Raw genomic sequence first — 18,612 nt, forward strand, 5'->3', positions numbered from 1 at the left:
CACACATGACGATTGCCGACATCAAGAAGACGACCGAGGCGAAGATGGACCAGTCCGTCGCCGCCTTCAAGAACAACCTGGCCAAGATCCGCACCGGCCGCGCCAACCCGCAGCTGCTCGACACGATCCATGTCGAGTACTACGGATCCATGGTGCCGTTGTCCCAGGTGGCCAACGTGGCCTTGCTCGACGCGCGCACCATCAGTGTGCAGCCCTGGGAAAAGAACATGGGTGCCAAGATCGAGAAGGCGATCCGTGAAAGCGATCTGGGGCTGAACCCGGCCTCCATGGGCGACCTGATCCGCGTGCCCATGCCGCCGATGAGTGAAGAGCGCCGCAAGGAGATGACCAAGCTGGCGCGCAGCGAAGGCGAGGGCGCCAAGGTGGCCATCCGCAACCTGCGCCGCGACGCCAATGAGGGCGTCAAGAAGCTGGTCAAGGACAAGCTCGCCTCCGAGGACGACCAAAAGCGCGCCGAGGCCGATGTGCAGAAAACCACCGACAAGCACATTGCAGAGATCGATGCCTTGGTGGCGGCCAAGGAGCAGGAAATCATGGCGATCTGATCCGGTTTTGCGGATAGATCCTGGATTCATGCCCACCGTGCAGGGAGCCATTCCCCACCACATTGCCATCGTCATGGATGGCAACGGCCGCTGGGCGACGCGCCGCTTCCTGCCGCGCCTGGCGGGGCATCGGCAGGGCGTGGAATCGCTGCGGCGCTGCGTGCATGCCTGCGTCCAACGCGGCGTGGGCGTGCTTACCGTGTTCGCGTTTTCCTCCGAGAACTGGAACCGTCCGGCGGACGAGGTGTCCGGTCTCATGGATCTGCTTGCCAAGGCGCTGACACGTGAGGTGCCGCAACTGGCCCGGGATGGCGTGCAGGTGCACTTCGTGGGGGAAAAATCGGGCATTTCGGCGCAGGTGCGCGAAGGGCTCCAGCGTGCCGAGGCGGCCACCGCAAGCAACCAGCGCCTGGTGCTCAATGTCTGCTTCAACTACGGCGGCCGCTGGGACATCACGCAGGCCGCAGCTGCGCTTGCAGCGCGGGGCGAGCCCATCACCGAGGCCAGCCTGCATGCCGCCATGGGCATGGCCCATGTGCCCGATCCGGATCTGCTGATCCGAACCGGTGGCGAGCGGCGCATCAGCAACTTCCTGCTGTGGCAGGCCGCCTATACCGAACTGTATTTCAGTGACCGCCTGTGGCCCGATTTCGACGAGGCCGCACTGGATGAAGCCATCGCGGACTTCGCGGCGCGCGAGCGCCGCTTTGGCCAAACCTCCGACCAGGTACAAGCGCAGCAGCCCGGTTCGCTGCGTGCCTGATTCCGTCCACCGCACATCGCTGAAGGGGCCTGGATGCTCAAGCAACGTGTCATCACCGCGTTGGTCCTGCTGGCCATTCTGCTGCCGGCATTGTTCTATCCCTCGTTCGTGCCCTTTGCCGTGGTGACGCTGGTCATGATGGCTGCGGCGGCGTGGGAATGGGGTCGGCTCAACGGTCTCGGCGGCGGCGCCAGCATCGGCCTGGGGGCGGCGTGTGTAGTGCTGTGCGGCCTCGGGTGGGCCGCGGGCTGGCTGCACCAGCCGCTGCCCTGGCTGTGGCTGGTGGGCGGCGCTGCCTGGGTGCTGGGTGGGGCCGCCTTGCTGCGCGTGGGCGTGGCCGGCTGGCCGCAGCTGCCGCGCGGGCTGCGCGTGGCCGGCGGCGTGCTGGCGCTGTGGATGGCCTGGCTGGCCGTGGCCCAGGCGCGCGTGGTGGGGGTCAATTTCCTTCTGTCGGTTCTGACCCTGGTGTGGGCGGCCGATATCTTTGCCTACTTTGCCGGCCGCGCTTTTGGCCTGCGCTTCACGCGCAACAAGCTGGCTCCCTCTATCAGCCCCGGCAAGAGCTGGGAAGGGGTGTGGGGTGGCATGCTGGGTGTGCTGGTGCTGGCCGCGGCCTGGACCGCGGCCGATGGGGCCTGGCAGGCCAGCGTGCCCAGCCTGTACTCACGCCTGGCAGCCCAGGGCGTATGGCTGCTGGTCGTTGGCGCATTGTTCATGGCCGCCATGAGCGTGGTAGGTGACCTGGTGGAGTCGCTCATCAAGCGCAGCGCCGGTGTCAAGGACAGCAGCGGCCTGCTGCCCGGTCACGGCGGCGTACTGGACCGCATTGATGCGCTGCTGCCCACGCTGCCCCTGGCCATGATGCTTTCTCATTTCGCATCCGCATGAAACAACGTCTCACGGTGCTGGGTTCCACGGGATCCATCGGCACCAGCACCCTCGACGTGGTGGCACGCCACCCCGATCGCTACGAAGTCTTTGCGCTGAGCGCGGCCACGCAGGTGGACCTGATGCTGGCGCAATGCGCGCAGTTCCGTCCGCGCTATGCCGTGATGGCCAGCAGTGCGCATGCGCGGCAGCTGGCAGACAAACTGCAGCAGAGTGGCTTGCCCACCGAGGTGCTGCAAACACCCGATGCGCTGCAAGCCATTGCCTCGCACGAAGAGGTGGACGCGGTCATGGCGGCCATCGTGGGCGCGGCGGGCCTGGCGCCGTGCCTGGCGGCCGCGCGTGCGGGCAAGCGCCTGCTGCTGGCCAACAAGGAGGCGCTGGTCGTCGGGGGCGAGGTGTTCATGGCCGCGGTGCGCGAAGGCGGCGCCACGCTGCTGCCCATCGACAGCGAGCATTCCGCCATCTTCCAGAGCCTGCCCGAAGACCCCGCCACCTGGCCGCGGCGCGTGGACCACGTGCTGCTCACCGCGTCGGGCGGGCCGTTTCGCACGCGCGACCCGGCCACGCTGCGCGACGTGACGCCGGCGCAGGCCTGCGCGCATCCCAACTTCTCGATGGGCCGCAAGATTTCCATCGACTCGGCCACGATGATGAACAAGGCGCTGGAGGTGATCGAGGCGCGCTGGCTGTTCAACCTGGCGCCCGAGCAGATCAAGGTGGTCATCCACCCGCAGCAGATCATCCACTCCATGGTGCAATTCGTGGACGCGTCCATCATTGCCCAGTTGGGCACGCCCGATATGCGCGTGCCCATCGCCTGTGGCCTGGCCTGGCCCGAGCGGGTGGAAAGCGGCGCGGCACCCCTGGATTTCACGCAACTGGCGGCGCTGACCTTCGAAGAAGCGGATGCCACGCGCTTTCCCGGGCTGCACCTGTCCTGGCAGGCGTTGCGCGCGGCGCCCGGCACCACGGCCGTGCTCAATGCCGCCAACGAGATGGCAGTGGCGGCTTTCCTGGAGCAGCGCATACGTTTCGACCAGATCCATGCGCTCAACCTTGCAACTTTGGAAGCCGTCGAACCGTCCAACCCGGACTCGCTGGACGCACTGCTGGCGCTGGATGCGCGCACGCGTGCGCGGTCCGCGGAGTTGATGGTGCGCTTGTGAGGATGCTCTTAAAAGGTGAGCGTTTTGCGATTGTCACATAAGGGTTGCAGGTGCGTTTTATATTCAAACCATTGCTGGATAAGCGCAAGGCGCTCTGATTTTTGTAGGAAACCCCAGGCATGCTGTTGACTGTCGTTGCCTTCATCGTCGCGTTGGGCGTGCTGATCGCCGTGCACGAGTACGGCCATTACCGCGTGGCGGTGGCCTGCGGTGTCAAGGTCCTCCGCTTCTCGGTCGGCTTTGGCAAGCCTTTGCTGCGTTGGCAGCCCAAGGGCTCACCCACGGAATTCGTCATCGGCGCCTTTCCGCTGGGAGGGTACGTGCGCATGCTGGACGAGCGCGAGGCGCCCGTCGAGCCGCATGAACGCCACCTGGCCTTCAATACCCAGCCCCTGCGTTCGCGCGCCGCCATCGTTGCCGCGGGGCCGCTGGCCAATCTGCTCCTGGCGGTGTTGTTGTATGCCGCCGTCAACTGGAGCGGCGTGGACGAGCCCAAGGCCTACCTGGCCAGCCCTGTAGCGGGCTCGGTGGCCGAGCAGGCGGGCCTGCGCGGCGGCGAACTGGTGGTGTCCGCCGGGCTGGGCGAGGGCGATTTCGAGCCCGTGCGCTCGTTCGAAGACCTGCGTTGGACGCTCACGCGCGGCGCGCTGGACGGGCAGAACGTGCGGCTGCTGCTGCAGCCTGAGCGCGGAACGACGCCGCGCGAGGTGCTGTTGCGCTTAGATCAGCTGGACGTGCGCGAGGCCGATGTGCAGCTGTATCGCCGCATCGGCATCACCGCGCCCTGGACGCGTCCCGTGCTGGGTGAGGTCGTGCCAGGCGGCGCGGCTGCGCGTGCGGGGCTGCGCGCTGGCGATGTGGTTCTGCGCCTGGGCAGTGCGGCGGTGGTGGATGGCGCGCAACTGCGCGAGCTGATACGCGCGTCCGTGCAGGCGGGCCAGCCGCTCACGCAGGTCTGGCGCATCGAGCGCGACGGTCAGCCGCGCGACCTGGAAGTCACGCCCGAAGTGGCACAGGAGGCGGGCGGCGCCGTGGGACGCGTCGGCGCCTATGTGGGCGCGCCGCCCGAGATGGTGAACGTGCATTACGGCCCCTTGGAAGGGCTCTGGAAAGGCACGGTGCGCACATGGGAGGTGTCGGTCCTCACGCTGCGCATGATGGGCCGCATGGTGATCGGTGAGGCTTCGCTCAAGAACCTCAGCGGGCCGCTGACCATCGCCGATTACGCAGGCCGTTCCGCCAGCATGGGGCTGACCCAGTACCTCAGCTTCCTCGCACTCATCAGCGTGAGCCTGGGAGTGCTGAACCTGCTTCCGCTGCCCGTATTGGATGGGGGGCACCTGATGTATTATCTTTGGGAGGGGGTGACGGGACGGGGCGTGTCCGAAGCCTGGATGGAGCGGCTGCAGCGCACAGGCGTCGCGGTGCTTCTCCTCATGATGTCCATCGCCCTGTTCAACGACCTCACCCGGCTTTTTGGCTAACCTTTTCGCCGCCGTTGCGCTGCACTGTCGGCTCCAGCTTCATCCATGAGAAAACATATCAATCGCCTGGGCGTGCGTACGGCATCCGCCCTCGCAGCCATGGTTTTTGCCTCCCAAGCCGCATGGGCGCTGGCGCCGTTCAAGGTGCAGGACATCCGTGTGGAAGGCCTGCAACGTGTGGAGCCGGGCACCATCTTCGCGTCGTTGCCGCTGCGCGTGGGTGACGAGTACAACGACGACAAGGGTGCAGCAGCCATCCGCGCGCTGTTTGCCCTTGGCCTGTTCAAGGACGTGCGCCTGGAGGCTTCCGGCAACGTGCTGGTGGTGGTGGTGGAAGAGCGCCCGACCATCGCCGACGTGGATTTCGCCGGCACCAAGGAGTTCGACAAGGACACCCTCAAGAAGGCCATGCGCGACGTGGGTTTGACCGAGGGGCGCCCCTTCGACAAGGCCTTGGCCGACCGCGCCGAGCAGGAACTCAAGCGCCAGTACATCAACCGCAGCCTGTACGGCGCGGAGGTGGTGACCACCGTCACGCCGATTGAGCGCAACCGTGTCAACCTCACCTTCACCGTCACCGAGGGCGAGCCCGCCAAGATCAAGGAAATCCGCATCGTCGGCAACAAGGCCTTCAGCGAATCCACGCTCAAGGGGCTGTTCGACCAGGACACGGGCGGCTGGATGAGCTGGTACACCAAATCCAACCGCTATTCGCGCGCCAAGCTCAATGCAGACCTGGAGACGCTGCGCTCGTACTATCTGGCGCGCGGCTTCCTGGAGTTCCGCATCGAGTCCACGCAGGTGGCAATCTCGCCCGACAAGCAGGACATCTCGATCACCGTCAACGTGAACGAAGGCCAGAGCTATGTGGTTTCAGGGGTGAAGTTGGAAGGCAACTACCTGGACCGCGATGACGAGTTCAAGTCGCTCATCACCATCCGCCCCGGCGAGCCCTACAACGCCGATAAGGTGGCCGAAACCACCAAGGCTTTCACTGACCACTTCGGCAACTTCGGCTTTGCCTTCGCGCGTGTGGAGGCCGTGCCCGAGATCGATCGCGAGAACAACCGCGTGGCCCTGGTGCTGCGCGCAGAGCCCTCGCGCCGCGCCTATGTGCGCCGGATCAACGTGAGCGGCAACAACCGCACGCGCGACGAAGTCATCCGCCGCGAATTCCGCCAGTTTGAAGCCTCCTGGTACGACGGCGACAAGATCAAGCTGTCGCGCGACCGCGTGGACCGCCTGGGCTATTTCACTGAGGTGAATGTGGAAACCCAGGAGGTGCCGGGCGCGCCCGACCAGGTGGACCTGGTGGTGAACGTGGCCGAGAAGCCTACGGGCTCGCTGCAACTGGGGGCGGGCTTTTCCAGCGCCGAGAAGGTCTCGGTGTCGTTTGCCATCAAGCAGGAGAACGTCTTCGGTTCAGGCAACTACCTTGGCGTGGACGTCAACACCAGCAAGTACCGTCGCACGCTGGTGTTTTCCACCACCGATCCGTACTTCACGCAGGATGGCATCTCCCGTACCTTCGACGTGTACTACCGCACGGCCAAGCCCTATGAAGACCAGGGCGGCAACTATGAGTTGGTCACCGCGGGCACCAGTGTGCGCTTGGGCGTACCCTTCAGCGAGACCGACACCGTGTTCTTCGGGGGGGGAGTGGAGCAGACGCGCATCAAGGCCGGTACCAATATCCCCGCCGCCTACCTCGCCTATGCGCAGCAGTTTGGTGAAACCAGCCTATCCGTGCCGCTCACCATTGGCTGGTCGCGCGATGACCGTGACAGTGCGTTGGCACCGAACTCCGGGCGGTACCAGCGCCTGAACTCCGAATGGTCCGTGGCCGGCGATGCGCGCTATGTGCGAGCCAACTACCAATACCAGCAGTACATTCCCTTGAACAAGCAGTTCACCATCGCCTTCAACGGCGAGTTGGGCTTAGGCAAGGGCATGAATGGCCGTCCCTTCCCGGTGTTCAAGAATTTCTACTCCGGCGGCCTGGGCTCGGTGCGCGGCTTCGACCAGGGTACACTGGGTCCGCGGGACGTGACCGGTGCGTCGCTGGGCGGCCCCAAGAAGATCACGCTGAATGCCGAACTCATCGCGCCGTTCCCCGGCGCCGGCAACGACCGCACGCTGCGCTGGTTCACTTTCGTGGACGCGGGCAACGTGTACGGCGAGGATGAGAGCTGGGAGCTGGGCGACATGCGCGTCTCGGCTGGTCTGGGCCTGAGCTGGATTTCCCCGCTGGGCCCGCTACGTATCGCCATCGCGCAACCGGTGCGCAAGTTCGCCGGCGATAAAATCCAGAAACTGCAATTCCAGATCGGAACGTCTTTCTAATGAAATCCCTTTCCCGCCACATTCCCCTGGTCGTCCTGTTGGGCTCCCTGGCTGCCGCCGTGCCTGCACAGGCACAGGAGTTCAAGGCCGGCTTTGTGAATACCGACCGCATCTTCCGCGAAGCCAACACCGCCAAGGCGGCGCAGGCCAAGCTGGAGCAGGAGTTCTCCCGCCGGGAGAAAGAACTGGTGGACATGGGCAATTCGCTCAAGTCCGCCACCGAGAAGTTCGAGCGTGAGGCGCCCACGATGGCCGAGAGCCAGCGCACCGCACGGCAACGCCAGTTGGTGGACCAGGACCGCGAATTTCAGCGCAAGCGCCGCGAATTCCAGGAGGACCTGGGCGCGCGCAAGAACGAGGAACTGGGCCAGGTGCTCGAGCGCGCGAACCGCGTCGTCAAGCAGGTGGCCGAGCAGGAGAAGTACGACGTGATCCTGCAGGAGGCCGTCTACATCAATCCCAAGCACGACATCACCGACAAGGTGATCAAGGCGATGAACGCTGCCAACGGCGGCAAGTAAAGCACCGGCACGAGGCAGTAGCGCGTGAGCTTGCGACTCGGGCAGATCGTCGATGCACTTGGGGGCAGCCTGGAAGGAGGGGACAGGGATACCGAAATCCTCCGCATCGCCCCGCTGGAATCCTCCGGCCCGGGTGACCTGTCCTTCCTGAGCAATCCGCGCTACCAGTCACAACTGGCCGCCTCCCAGGCGGCCTGTGTCATTGTGGCCCCCGCGATGCGCAATGCAGCCTTGGAGCGCGGCGCTTGCATCGTTGTGGAGCAGCCCTACACGTACTTTGCACACGTGACGCAGCTGTGGGTGCGCGCGCATGGCCAAGGTGCGCCTGCGGGCATTCACCCCAGCGCCGTGGTTGATCCTCAAGCCCAGGTGGCCCCGACGGCCTCCATCGGTCCCCTGTGCGTGGTCGAGCGCGGCGCAGTGATTGGAGCGCACACGGTGCTCAAGTCGCGGGTGACGGTCGGCGAGCGTTGCACGGTTGGCGAGCGCTGCATCCTGCACCCTGGCGTGGTCATCGGGGCCGACGGCTTCGGCTTTGCGCAGCAGCGCGGCGAATGGATCAAGATCGAGCAACTGGGCGCGGTGCGCATCGGCAACGATGTGGAGATCGGTGCGAACACCTGCATCGACCGCGGAGCGCTCGACGACACGGTCATCGAAGACGGCGTCAAGCTCGACAACCTGATCCAGATCGCGCACAACGTGCACATCGGCCGCCACACCGCCATGGCGGGCTGTTCCGCGGTGGCGGGCAGCACCCGCATCGGCGCGCACTGCACGATTGCAGGGGCCGCGTCCATCGTGGGGCACCTGCAGTTGGCGGACAATGTGCACATCTCCACCAACACGGTGGTGACGCACTCGATCACGCAACCGGGGCAGTACACCGGGGTGTTTCCCATGGACGACAATGCGAAGTGGGAAAAGAACGCGGCCACGCTGCGGCAGCTGTACCGGCTGCGTGAACGCATCAAGGCTCTCGAACAAACACGAAAAGACGGCTAGGCCGCTCACAGAAAAATGATGGATATCCACCAAATTCTCAAACTCCTGCCCCACCGCTATCCGTTCCTGCTGGTGGATCGGGTGAATGAGCTCGAACGCGGCAAGCGCATCCTGGCCATCAAGAACGTGACCATCAACGAGCCGTTTTTCACGGGGCACTTCCCCGCACGCCCGGTGATGCCGGGGGTGTTGATTCTCGAAGCACTCGCGCAGGCGGCGGGCTTGCTGTCGTTCGACATGATGGGTGAGGCGCCGGGCGACGACAAGGTCTTTTACTTCGTCGGTATCGATGGTGCGCGCTTCAAGCGCCCCGTGGAGCCAGGCGATCAGCTCATCCTCGACGTGGAACTGGATCGCATCAAGGGCGGCATCTACAAATTCAAGGGCGTCGCGCGCGTGGGCGACAGCGTCGCGTGCGAGGCCGAGATCATGTGCACCATGCGCACGGTGGCCTGACGGGCCGAGGATTTCGCTTGGCGCCCAACATCCATTCCACGGCCCTCGTTGATGCGGCCGCGCAGTTGGACCCTACTGTTACGGTGGGGCCGTATGCCGTTATCGGCCCCCACGTGCAAATCGGCGCGCGCACGTCGATTGGCGCGCACTGCGTGATCGAGGGCCATACGCGCATTGGCGAAGACAACCGCATCTTCCAGTTCAGTTCGCTGGGAGCAGCTCCGCAGGACAAGAAATACGCGGGCGAGCCCACGCGTTTGGAGATCGGCCACCGCAATACGATCCGCGAGTTCTGCACCTTCAACGTCGGCACCGTGCAGGACCGGGGCGTCACCACCATCGGGGACGACAACTGGATCATGGCCTATGTGCACATCGCGCACGACTGCGTGGTGGGCAACCAGACCATCCTGGCCAACAACGCCACGCTGGCCGGACATGTGCAGGTGGGTGACCAGGCCATCATCGGCGGCTTGACCGGCGTGCACCAGTTTTCACGCATCGGCGCCCACGTCATGGCGGGCTTTGCCAGCCGCATCTCGCAAGATGTTCCGCCCTTCATGATGGTGGACGGCAATCCGCTGGCCGTGCGCGGGCTGAACCTGGAAGGGCTGCGCCGGAGGGGTTTTTCCGCGCAGCGCATGGCGGGCATCAAGCAGGCCTACCGCCTGCTGTACCGCCAGGGCCTCACGCTGGAGGCCGCGCTGTCGGCCATGGCCGACGTGCCGCATTCGCATCCCGAGGCGGAAGGCGATATCGCCCTGCTGCGTGATTTCGTGATCGCGTCGCAGCGCGGTATCGCGCGCTGAGACGCCACTGGCGCCATGGTGGCTGAGTCTCCCCGCGTCGCAATGGTGGCTGGCGAAACCTCCGGCGACCTGCTGGCCGGCCTGCTACTGGACGGCCTGCGTGCGCGGTGGCCCGCCGTGGCCAGTATGGGCATCGGCGGGCCGCGCATGCAGGAGCGGGGCTTTCAGGCCTGGTGGCCCAGCGAACGGCTGGCCGTGCACGGCTACAGCGTCGAGCTGGTGCGGCGCCTGCTGGGCATTCTGCGGATCCGCCGGCAGCTGCGTGCCAGATTGCTGGCGGACAAGCCCGACGTCTTCATCGGCGTGGATGCGCCCGATTTCAACCTGGGATTGGAGGCGGATCTGCGTGCCGCGGGCATAAAGACGGTGCACTTCGTCTGCCCTTCGATCTGGGCGTGGCGCGCCGATCGGGTCGAGAAGATTCGTGCCAGCGCGGACCATGTCCTGTGCATCTTTCCGTTTGAACCGGAACTGCTCGCGCGCCAGGGCGTCGCCGCCACCTATGTCGGCCACCCATTGGCCAGTGTCATCCCCCGGGTGCCCGACAAGGCGGCTGCGCGCGCACAGCTCGGCCTGGCGGTACACGATGAAGTGCTGGCCATCCTGCCGGGCAGTCGCTCGGCAGAGGTGGCCTACATTGCCAAGCCGTTCTTTCAGGCTGCAGCGCTTATCAAAAAAGCGCGACCAGCTATAAAAATAGTAGTACCCGCGGTGCCGGCCCTGAGGGCTCGTATCGAGCAGATCGCGCGCGAATGCGGGGTGCTGGATGCGCTGACCATCGTCACGGGCCAATCGCACTCGGTGCTCGCGGCCTGCGACGTGACGCTGATTGCCAGTGGCACCGCCACGCTGGAGGCCGCGCTGTTCAAGCGGCCGATGGTCATCTCCTACCACATGCATCCGATCAGTTGGCGCCTCATGCGCCGCAAGCAGTTGCAGCCCTGGGTGGGCTTGCCCAACATCCTGTGCAGGGAGTTCGTGGTGCCCGAGCTGTTGCAGGACGCCGCCACGCCCGACGCACTGGCCACCGCGGTCCAGGACTGGCTGGACGCGCGGTTGCAGGATCCGGCCCGTATCCAACGGCTGGAACAGCGCTTCACGGCATTGCACGACGATCTGCAGCGCGATACCCCGCGACTGGCTGCCCATGCGATCCAGAACCTCCTTGCTTGAACAGGCCGCCCTGGACTGGCATCCGCCCGGCCTCGTTGCCGGCGTGGATGAGGCCGGGCGTGGGCCGTTGGCCGGCCCCGTGGTGGCGGCTGCGGTGATCCTGGACGACCTGCAGCCCATCGCTGGCCTGGCCGACTCCAAGGTGCTTACGGCCGCACGGCGCGAGAAGCTCTACGACGAGATCCGCGCCAAGGCGCTGTGCTGCAGCATTGCGGAAGCATCGGTGGAGGAGATCGATCAACACAATATCCTGCAAGCCACGATGCTGGCCATGCGCCGTGCGGTGCTGGGGCTGCGGCTGAAGCCGGTGCGGGTGTTGGTGGATGGCAATCGCTTGCCGCCGCTGGACGTTCCGGCGGAGGCCATCGTCAAGGGCGATGCGCTGGTCGCATCGATCTCAGCCGCCTCCATTCTTGCAAAGGTCACGCGCGACCGCTGGTGCGCGCAATTGCACCAGCAATACCCGGTGTATGGCTTTGCCGGCCATAAGGGCTACGGCACGGCAGAGCACCTGGCCGCGCTGGAAGTGCATGGGGCCTGTCCCCAGCACCGGCGCTCGTTCGCGCCGGTGGCGCGCGCCTTGCAGGCGCCCGTCGCCGCCTGAGTCAGATCGCTATCCCCCTTTGCGTTTCCTATGCACGCCACGCCTGCTTTCATCCAATCGCGCGACAACGCACTGCTCAAGGAGTTGCGCCGCCTGTCGCAGGACAGTTCCGCATACCGCAAGCAGGGCCGTGTGTGGCTGGAGGGAGATCATCTGTGCAGCGCTGCGCTGGCGCGTGGACAAAAGCCAGCGGTAGCGGTGTTCTCGGAGTCATTTTGGCGCCAAGCGCCCGCTGAATATGCGCGAGCGGCTATAAAAAATGTAGTGATCGCTGATGTGCTCTGGAGTGACATCAGTGCTCTGGAATCTCCGGCGCCCATGGGTTTTGTGTTGCCGCTGCCTGAAGCGGAGGGGTTGGACGGCAGGATGCCGACTGTCGTGCTCGACCGCCTGCAGGATGCGGGTAACGTGGGCTCCATCCTGCGCAGCGCATCGGCATTCGGGTTCACGCAAGTGGCGGCGCTGAAAGGCACCGCTGCGCTCTGGAGTGGCAAGGTGCTGCGCGCGGGCATGGGCGCCCATTTCGCCTTGCGGCTGGTCGAGGGGTTGGCGCCCGCAGACATCGACCGGCTGGAGGTCCCGTTGCTGGCAACCAGCTCGCACGAGGGCGACTTCCTCCATCGCGCAGCCTTGCCCTGGCCGTGTGGCTGGATCATGGGCCACGAAGGGCAGGGCGTTTCGCCCGCCCTGCAGCAGCGTGCGCGGCGCCACATCCGCATTGCGCAGCCTGGGGGCGAGGAGTCGCTCAACGTGGGGGCCGCCGCGGCCATCTGCCTCCATGCCAGCGCTGCGGCGCGCGACTCGGCTGGCTGAGGCGTTCACGGCCCTGGCCGCGCGTCCGCCGGCGGTAGGGCTAATGGGTGGGAGAGCCTACTCAGTGCCCGCGAGACAGGGCACATTGATGTCGCGCGCGAACAGCCGGCAATTGATCGAGTGGCTTGCTTCCACGCCGGCGTTGCGGTTGCGTTGAAATGCCGCCAGCTTGTTCTCTTCGTAGCGCGGATGGGGCGGCGCGCCTTCGGGGCGGTCCAGGCTCTCGGCCCACACGGAGGCATGGCACAGGCTCTTGCCTTCGCAGGCATTCGCCGCGGCGCGCTGCACATAGGCGCGGTTGCCTGCCTTGTCGGTCGGCACCATCACATACACATGATGGCCATACTGGCCGATCACGGCATCTTGGGCCAGGGCATGCGGGGCGCTTAGTGTGAGCATCAGTCCCAGCAGGGCGAAAGTGGGCCGCTTCATGATCCTCCTCCGGTAATGTTTATTGTGTGGCTCGCTGCGCCAGCAGTGAATCTCGGGCCTGCAGGGGCGTTACAAACAAAAAAGCCGCTGAAAAAAACAGCGGCTTTTGCTTGTCTTTGGTGCCCAGGAGAGGACTCGAACCTCCACGATGTTACTCGCTAGTACCTGAAACTAGTGCGTCTACCAATTCCGCCACCTGGGCATTTCAGGGAAGCTCAGATTATAGGAGCCTTTTTGTTCGCCTGAACGGCATTTCAAAAAATTTTATGTATCCCTCGCGCTGCTCCAACACGCCCACATTGTTGAGACGCGGGTAACAAAAAAGGCCACTTCAAATGAAGTGGCCTTTGCTGTCAGAACCCTGGCGGGTTCTCGTTAAACTTGGTGCCCAGGAGAGGACTCGAACCTCCACGATGTTACTCGCTAGTACCTGAAACTAGTGCGTCTACCAATTCCGCCACCTGGGCATTTCAGGAAAGTCATAGATTGTATATCAAAAAAAATCACTCTGAATCATCCGTCGCCAAAGTTTCACTGGACGAGATCGAAGGCACCGTCCAGGGACACCGCGACGGGCATGGCTTCGTCCTGCGCGATGACGGCCAGCCTGACATCTACCTTCCTGCCAATGAGATGCGGGCGGTATTGCACAAGGACCGGGTGCGCGTGCGCATCGCGCGCCAGGACCGGCGCGGCCGGCCTGAAGGCCGCGTGGTTGAGATTCTGGAGCGCCCGCCCCAACCCATCATCGGGCGCCTTCTTCAGGAGAGCGGTGTCTGGCTGGTCGCTCCTGAGGACAAACGGTACGGCCAGGACGTGCTGATTCCCAAGGGTGCCACGGGGGCTGCTGCGACGGGACAGGTCGTGGTGGTGGAACTGACCGAGCCGCCGGCTTTGTTTGGGCAACCCGTGGGGCGGGTGGTCGAAGTGCTGGGGGAGGTAGATGACCCCGGGATGGAGGTGGAAATTGCCGTGCGCAAATACGGGGTTCCGCACGAATTCTCCGAAGCGTGCCTTGACCAGGCGAAGGCGCTGCCGGACAAGGTGCGCGCTCAGGACAAGCGTCGACGCGTTGATCTGACAGATGTCCCCCTGGTCACCATCGATGGTGAAGACGCGCGCGACTTCGACGACGCGGTGTATTGCGAGCCCGCCAAGATCGGGCGCGCCAAGGGGTGGCGCCTGCTCGTGGCCATCGCGGACGTGAGCCACTATGTGGAGACGGGCAGCGCCATCGATATTGACGCCTACGACCGGGCGACCAGCGTTTATTTCCCGCGGCGCGTTATCCCCATGCTGCCGGAGAAGCTCTCCAACGGGCTGTGCTCGCTGAACCCCCATGTCGAGCGCCTGTGCATGGTGTGCGACATGATGGTTACCGCCAAGGGTGAAATTCACGCCTATCAGTTCTATCCTGCGGTCATGCTCAGCCACGCGCGGCTTACCTATACCGAGGTGGCTGCGGTGCTGGCCAATACGCGCGGCCCGGAAGCGCTGAAGCATCAAGAGCGCGTGGGCAACCTGCTCAATCTCTACGAGGTCTACCGCGCATTGCTGGCCGCGCGGCAGGCGCGCGGCGCCGTGGACTTCGAGACGACCGAGACGCAAATCGTCTGTGATGACAATGGCCGTATCGAGAAAATCGTCCCGCGTGTACGCACCGAGGCGCACCGCCTGATTGAGGAGGCGATGCTCGCCGCCAACGTCTGCAGCGCCGATTTCATCGGTCATGCCGGCCGGGCGGGGCTGTATCGCGTTCATGAGGGGCCTACGCCGGAGAAGCAAGAGATCCTGCGTGCATATCTCAAAGCCATGGGTGTTGGCATGTCGATCGGGGACGACCCGCGGCCGGCAGAATTCCAGGCGATTGCCGAGGCCACCAAGGACCGGGTGGATGCGCAGCAAATCCACACCATGCTGCTGCGTTCGATGCAGCAGGCGATCTACACGCCTGTCAACAGCGGTCACTTCGGTTTGGCATTCGAAGCCTATACACACTTCACCAGTCCTATTCGCCGCTACCCGGATCTGCTGGTGCATCGCGTGATCAAGTCCATCTTGAGCGGCACAAAATATGTGCTGCCCGCGCTGCCGACGCCGGGGGGGGCTCAGTTCAAGCTGGCCAAGCGTCTGGCTTCCAAGGGGGGGGAATCCTCTGCACGCCCTTCCAAGACGGGTGGCGTTATCAGCGTCCGGGAGACGCAGGCGTGGGAGGCCGCGGGACTGCACTGCAGTGCGAACGAACGCCGTGCGGACGAGGCCAGTCGTGACGTGGAAGCATGGCTCAAGTGCCAGTACATGCGTGAGCATCTGGGTGAGGAATACAGCGGTGTCGTCAGCGCGGTGACGAGCTTCGGCATCTTCGTGACGCTTGATGCCCTCTATGTGGAAGGGCTGGTGCACATCACGGAACTGGGTGGGGAGTACTTCAAGTTCGATGAGGCGCGGCAAGAACTGCGGGGGGAGCGCACGGGTATCCGCTATGCGATTGGTGCACGCGTGCGTGTTCAGGTCAGCCGCGTCGACCTCGATGGCCGCAAGATCGACTTCCGGCTGGTGCACGAAGCCGGCGACGGTTTCTCCACCAAAGGCCCCAAGTCCAGGGATGGCGCGAAACGCGGTTCCTCGGCAGCGGCCTTGGATGGTCGATCTGCCTCGGTGCCCACGGCCCGGGAAGGCAGAGAGGAGGGGAGCCGGCGGCGCCCGCATAAGCAGGCCTTGGCCGGCAAAAAAGCGGCAGGTGGCAAGAACCCTTCTAAGGGCCGCAAATCCCGCGGTTGAGTAGATTGATGGGTATGAAGGACAGGAGACAAGCGTCGCATATGGTTAAAGCATCGAAGGTGGCCATCGTTACGGGGGCTGGGTCAGGGATTGGCAAGGCGGCGGCTTTGGCGCTGCTGCGCGATGGATGGAGCGTTGTTCTCGCTGGGCGGCGTGAGTCGCTATTGCAGGAGGTCGTGGGCGAATCCGAGGGTGGGGTGCGTGCGCTCGCCGTTCCCACCGATGTATCCGACCCCGCTGCGGTGCGCACGCTGTTTGACCGGGCTGTGCTTCAGTTCGGGCGCGTGGATCTGTTGTTTAACAATGCGGGCGTGAGTGCTCCCGCCGTGCCGCTGGAGGATCTGGCGGTGGAGCAGTGGCGGCAGGTGGTCGACGTCAACCTCAATGGCATGTTCTTTTGCATGCAGAACGCTTTTCGGGTCATGAAGACGCAGTCGCCACGGGGCGGGCGCATCATCAATAACGGCTCGATTTCAGCGCACGCCCCGCGGCCCAACTCCATTGCCTACACCGCCACCAAGCATGCGGTGATGGGCCTGACAAAGACAGCGGCTCTCGATGGGCGCAAGTACGATATTGCGGTGGGACAAATCGATGTCGGGAACGCCCAGACCGAGCTGGCCCAGCGCATGACGCAGGGCGTGCAACAGGCCAATGGCCAGATTGCGGCGGAACCTCTGATGGACGTGGACATCGTGGGGCAGTCCGTGCTTTACATGGCCAATCTTCCGCTGGAGGCCAATGTGTTGTTCCATACCGTCATGGCGACCAAAATGCCTTTTGTCGGACGTGGTTGAGAAATTCATACGCGCCTTGTTGCACGCGGCAGGGGCGCTGTGCATGCTGCTCGCTGCCTCGGTGGCCGCCGCGCCGGCCGTGGATATGGCGCCGCGTGTGCAGGCCTGCACCGCGTGCCATGGCAAGCAGGGGCGTGCCACTCCTGACGGTTATTTCCCTCGCATCGCGGGAAAGCCGGCGGGATATCTGCACAACCAACTGCTCAATTTCCGGGATGGCCGGCGCAGCTATCCGCAGATGGCGTACTTGCTGCAGCATCTGACGGACGACTATCTCCGGGAGATGGCGGACTACTTCGCAAGATTGGACCTGCCTTATGCGCCACCGGTGGCTGCAGCTGTATCAGCAGCCACACTGGTGCAGGGAGAGAGGCTTGTGCTGTGGGGGGATGCGAGCCGCCAATTGCCGGCCTGCGTGCAGTGCCATGGCGATGCTCTGGCGGGCGTCGCGCCTTTCATTCCAGGGTTGCTGGGACTGTCTCGCGATTATGTGAGCGCCCAGTTGGGGGCCTGGCAGACCGGTCTGCGGCGCGCCCATGCGCCAGATTGCATGGCGCGCATCGCCAGCAAACTGACCGCTGCCGATATAAGTTCCATCGCGGCGTGGCTGTCCTCCCGTCCTGTTCCCTCAAGGTTCACACCGGCGCCGGCAATCAAGGCGCCGCTGCCAATACCCTGTGGCGGCATGGATTCTCCGGCGTTGCGGGCTGGCGCGGAGCAGGTGCAATGAGTGCTTGGCGCAAAAGGCTTGCGACGGCGGGGCTTTCCGTAGCGCTGGTTGCGGGAGGGATCTGGGTATTGAACCGGCTGGATGAGGCTCCGCTGCCGCACGCCGAACGCGTGACCACCACGGCCTCTCTCGACATTGCCAGAGGCCGGTACTTGGCACGTGCTGGTAACTGCCTCGCCTGCCACACCCGGCAGGGAGGCGTGGCATTCGCAGGGGGCCGTGGGATAGAGACGCCTTTTGGCGTGATTTACGCCCCCAACCTGACACCCGACCGGGAAACGGGTATCGGAGCGTGGTCTGCATCGGAATTCTGGCGTGCCCTGCACAATGGCCGTTCGCGCGATGGCAGGCTGCTTTCGCCGGCCTTTCCTTATCCCAGCTATACGCGCGTCACCCGTGAAGACTCGGATGCCATCTTTGCCTTCTTGCAAAGCTTGCCGCCGGTGGTGCAACCCAGCGTGCCGTCGCGCATGCGCTTCCCGTTCAATACCCAAGCGGCATTGGCAGTGTGGCGAGCGTTGTATTTTCGGCCTGGTGTATTCGAGCCCGTACCGTCCCGCTCTGCGGAATGGAATCGAGGCGCCTATCTCGTGCAGGGGCTCGGGCACTGTGCTGCATGCCATTCGCAGCGCAACGCGATGGGGGCGGTATCTACAGACGGGCGTTTGAGCGGGGGGATGGCGGCAGGCTGGTACGCCCCAGCGCTCAACACCTCGAATGAAGGAGGTGTGGCGGAATGGCCCAGGCAGGATGTGGTCATGCTCCTGGGGGCGGGGCGCTCACCCCGGGCCGCGGTATCCGGCCCCATGGCGGAGGTGGTCTACCACAGCCTTCAGTATTTGAGCGATGCCGATCTGCAAGCGATGGCGGACTATCTGCAAGCGCTGCCGCCAACGGACAAGGTCGCCGCGCCTCGGCGGCCCCCTTCACCTGCATCGATGCAGCGTGGGCGGGCCACGTACGAGCGTCAATGCGTGCAGTGCCATGGAGGCGAGGGCCAGGGCGATCCTGAGGCCTTTCCTCCGCTGGCAGGCAATCGGGCGGTGATGCTGGAAAATCCTGTCAATCTGGTGCATATGGTGCTGCAGGGCGGGTATCTGCCAGCCACCGGGGGTAATCCGCAACCCCATGGCATGCCGCCATTCCTGCAGCGTTTGAGTGACGCAGAAGTGGCGGATGTGCTTTCATATATTCGCAACGCCTGGGGTAATGCGGCTTCCAGGGTCGATACGATCGATGTCCATCGGGCCCGTGAGGGGCGTGATTCTTAAGGAACTT

Annotated in this window: 18 protein-coding genes and 2 tRNA genes; 17 read left to right on the plus strand and 3 right to left on the minus strand. The window is 64.5% G+C overall.

The features are described 5' to 3' along the window. The first annotated feature begins 5 nt into the window (after positions 1 to 5). From frr to BV908_RS12850, 13 genes are all read left to right on the plus strand, one after another. On the plus strand, positions 6 to 566 hold the full coding sequence (gene frr, locus BV908_RS12790) for a ribosome recycling factor (protein WP_103738358.1): 561 nt from the start codon (positions 6 to 8) through the stop codon (positions 564 to 566). Between the two features lie 28 nt (positions 567 to 594). Beyond that, entirely contained in the window at positions 595 to 1,329 is a 735-nt protein-coding gene (uppS, locus tag BV908_RS12795) for a polyprenyl diphosphate synthase (protein ID WP_015912865.1), read from the plus strand. 33 nt (positions 1,330 to 1,362) lie between these two features. After that, the gene (locus BV908_RS12800) at positions 1,363 to 2,217 is read left to right on the plus strand and encodes a phosphatidate cytidylyltransferase (protein WP_103738359.1); all 855 of its coding nucleotides are present in this window, start codon (positions 1,363 to 1,365) and stop codon (positions 2,215 to 2,217) included. Beyond that, entirely contained in the window at positions 2,214 to 3,386 is a 1,173-nt protein-coding gene (ispC, locus tag BV908_RS12805) for a 1-deoxy-D-xylulose-5-phosphate reductoisomerase (RefSeq protein WP_103738360.1), read from the plus strand. Before BV908_RS12800 ends, ispC begins: the two co-directional genes overlap by 4 nt. Before the next feature lie 119 nt (positions 3,387 to 3,505). Continuing rightward, the gene (gene rseP, locus BV908_RS12810) at positions 3,506 to 4,870 is read left to right on the plus strand and encodes an RIP metalloprotease RseP (protein ID WP_103738361.1); all 1,365 of its coding nucleotides are present in this window, start codon (positions 3,506 to 3,508) and stop codon (positions 4,868 to 4,870) included. Positions 4,871 to 4,915: 45 nt separating this feature from the next. Beyond that, positions 4,916 to 7,213 (plus strand): outer membrane protein assembly factor BamA, encoded by a 2,298-nt coding sequence (bamA, locus tag BV908_RS12815; protein WP_015912869.1) that lies wholly within the window; start codon positions 4,916 to 4,918, stop codon positions 7,211 to 7,213. Continuing rightward, positions 7,213 to 7,734, plus strand: a complete 522-nt coding sequence (locus tag BV908_RS12820) for an OmpH family outer membrane protein (protein ID WP_047351154.1) — start codon at positions 7,213 to 7,215, stop codon at positions 7,732 to 7,734. Before bamA ends, BV908_RS12820 begins: the two co-directional genes overlap by 1 nt. A gap of 24 nt (positions 7,735 to 7,758) precedes the next feature. Then, positions 7,759 to 8,739 (plus strand): UDP-3-O-(3-hydroxymyristoyl)glucosamine N-acyltransferase, encoded by a 981-nt coding sequence (gene lpxD, locus BV908_RS12825; protein WP_047351155.1) that lies wholly within the window; start codon positions 7,759 to 7,761, stop codon positions 8,737 to 8,739. A 15-nt stretch (positions 8,740 to 8,754) separates the two neighbouring features. Then, a complete protein-coding gene (gene fabZ, locus BV908_RS12830) occupies positions 8,755 to 9,195 on the plus strand; it encodes a 3-hydroxyacyl-ACP dehydratase FabZ (RefSeq protein ID WP_011805769.1) in 441 nt (146 codons plus the stop codon). A gap of 17 nt (positions 9,196 to 9,212) precedes the next feature. Continuing rightward, positions 9,213 to 10,004, plus strand: coding sequence for an acyl-ACP--UDP-N-acetylglucosamine O-acyltransferase (gene lpxA, locus BV908_RS12835; RefSeq protein ID WP_011805768.1), 792 nt, complete (start codon positions 9,213 to 9,215; stop codon positions 10,002 to 10,004). A 15-nt stretch (positions 10,005 to 10,019) separates the two neighbouring features. After that, positions 10,020 to 11,177: a lipid-A-disaccharide synthase gene (gene lpxB / locus BV908_RS12840; protein WP_103738362.1), complete on the plus strand. Its 1,158-nt coding sequence runs from the start codon at positions 10,020 to 10,022 to the stop codon at positions 11,175 to 11,177. Continuing rightward, positions 11,152 to 11,781 carry a ribonuclease HII gene (gene rnhB, locus BV908_RS12845; RefSeq protein WP_011805766.1) on the plus strand — a complete coding sequence of 210 codons (630 nt, stop codon included), beginning with the start codon at positions 11,152 to 11,154 and terminating at the stop codon, positions 11,779 to 11,781. Before lpxB ends, rnhB begins: the two co-directional genes overlap by 26 nt. Before the next feature lie 30 nt (positions 11,782 to 11,811). Beyond that, the gene (locus BV908_RS12850; protein ID WP_011805765.1) at positions 11,812 to 12,594 is read left to right on the plus strand and encodes an RNA methyltransferase; all 783 of its coding nucleotides are present in this window, start codon (positions 11,812 to 11,814) and stop codon (positions 12,592 to 12,594) included. 57 nt (positions 12,595 to 12,651) lie between these two features. Here BV908_RS12850 and BV908_RS12855 read toward each other — a convergent pair whose 3' ends face one another. The 3 genes from BV908_RS12855 to BV908_RS12865 form a co-directional block, all read right to left on the minus strand. Continuing rightward, positions 12,652 to 13,026, minus strand: coding sequence for a hypothetical protein (locus BV908_RS12855; RefSeq protein ID WP_103738363.1), 375 nt, complete (start codon positions 13,024 to 13,026; stop codon positions 12,652 to 12,654). Positions 13,027 to 13,143: 117 nt separating this feature from the next. Next, positions 13,144 to 13,228 (minus strand) — tRNA-Leu (locus BV908_RS12860). Positions 13,229 to 13,408: 180 nt separating this feature from the next. Beyond that, positions 13,409 to 13,493 (minus strand) — tRNA-Leu (locus tag BV908_RS12865). A gap of 19 nt (positions 13,494 to 13,512) precedes the next feature. Here BV908_RS12865 and rnr point away from each other — a divergent pair. Genes rnr through BV908_RS12885 form a run of 4 tightly spaced genes read left to right on the plus strand, consistent with a single transcriptional unit; the run spans position 13,513 to position 18,605 of the window. Further along, positions 13,513 to 15,807: a ribonuclease R gene (gene rnr, locus BV908_RS12870; protein WP_103738364.1), complete on the plus strand. Its 2,295-nt coding sequence runs from the start codon at positions 13,513 to 13,515 to the stop codon at positions 15,805 to 15,807. A 41-nt stretch (positions 15,808 to 15,848) separates the two neighbouring features. Further along, on the plus strand, positions 15,849 to 16,604 hold the full coding sequence (locus BV908_RS12875) for an SDR family oxidoreductase (RefSeq protein ID WP_041838809.1): 756 nt from the start codon (positions 15,849 to 15,851) through the stop codon (positions 16,602 to 16,604). A 43-nt stretch (positions 16,605 to 16,647) separates the two neighbouring features. Beyond that, on the plus strand, positions 16,648 to 17,334 hold the full coding sequence (locus tag BV908_RS12880; protein WP_210434026.1) for a cytochrome c4: 687 nt from the start codon (positions 16,648 to 16,650) through the stop codon (positions 17,332 to 17,334). Then, the gene (locus BV908_RS12885; RefSeq protein WP_103738365.1) at positions 17,331 to 18,605 is read left to right on the plus strand and encodes a cytochrome c; all 1,275 of its coding nucleotides are present in this window, start codon (positions 17,331 to 17,333) and stop codon (positions 18,603 to 18,605) included. Before BV908_RS12880 ends, BV908_RS12885 begins: the two co-directional genes overlap by 4 nt. The last annotated feature ends 7 nt before the right edge of the window (positions 18,606 to 18,612 follow it).

This window comes from Diaphorobacter sp. LR2014-1 (genome assembly GCF_002916785.1).
Taxonomy (GTDB): Bacteria; Pseudomonadota; Gammaproteobacteria; order Burkholderiales; family Burkholderiaceae_C; genus Diaphorobacter; species Diaphorobacter nitroreducens.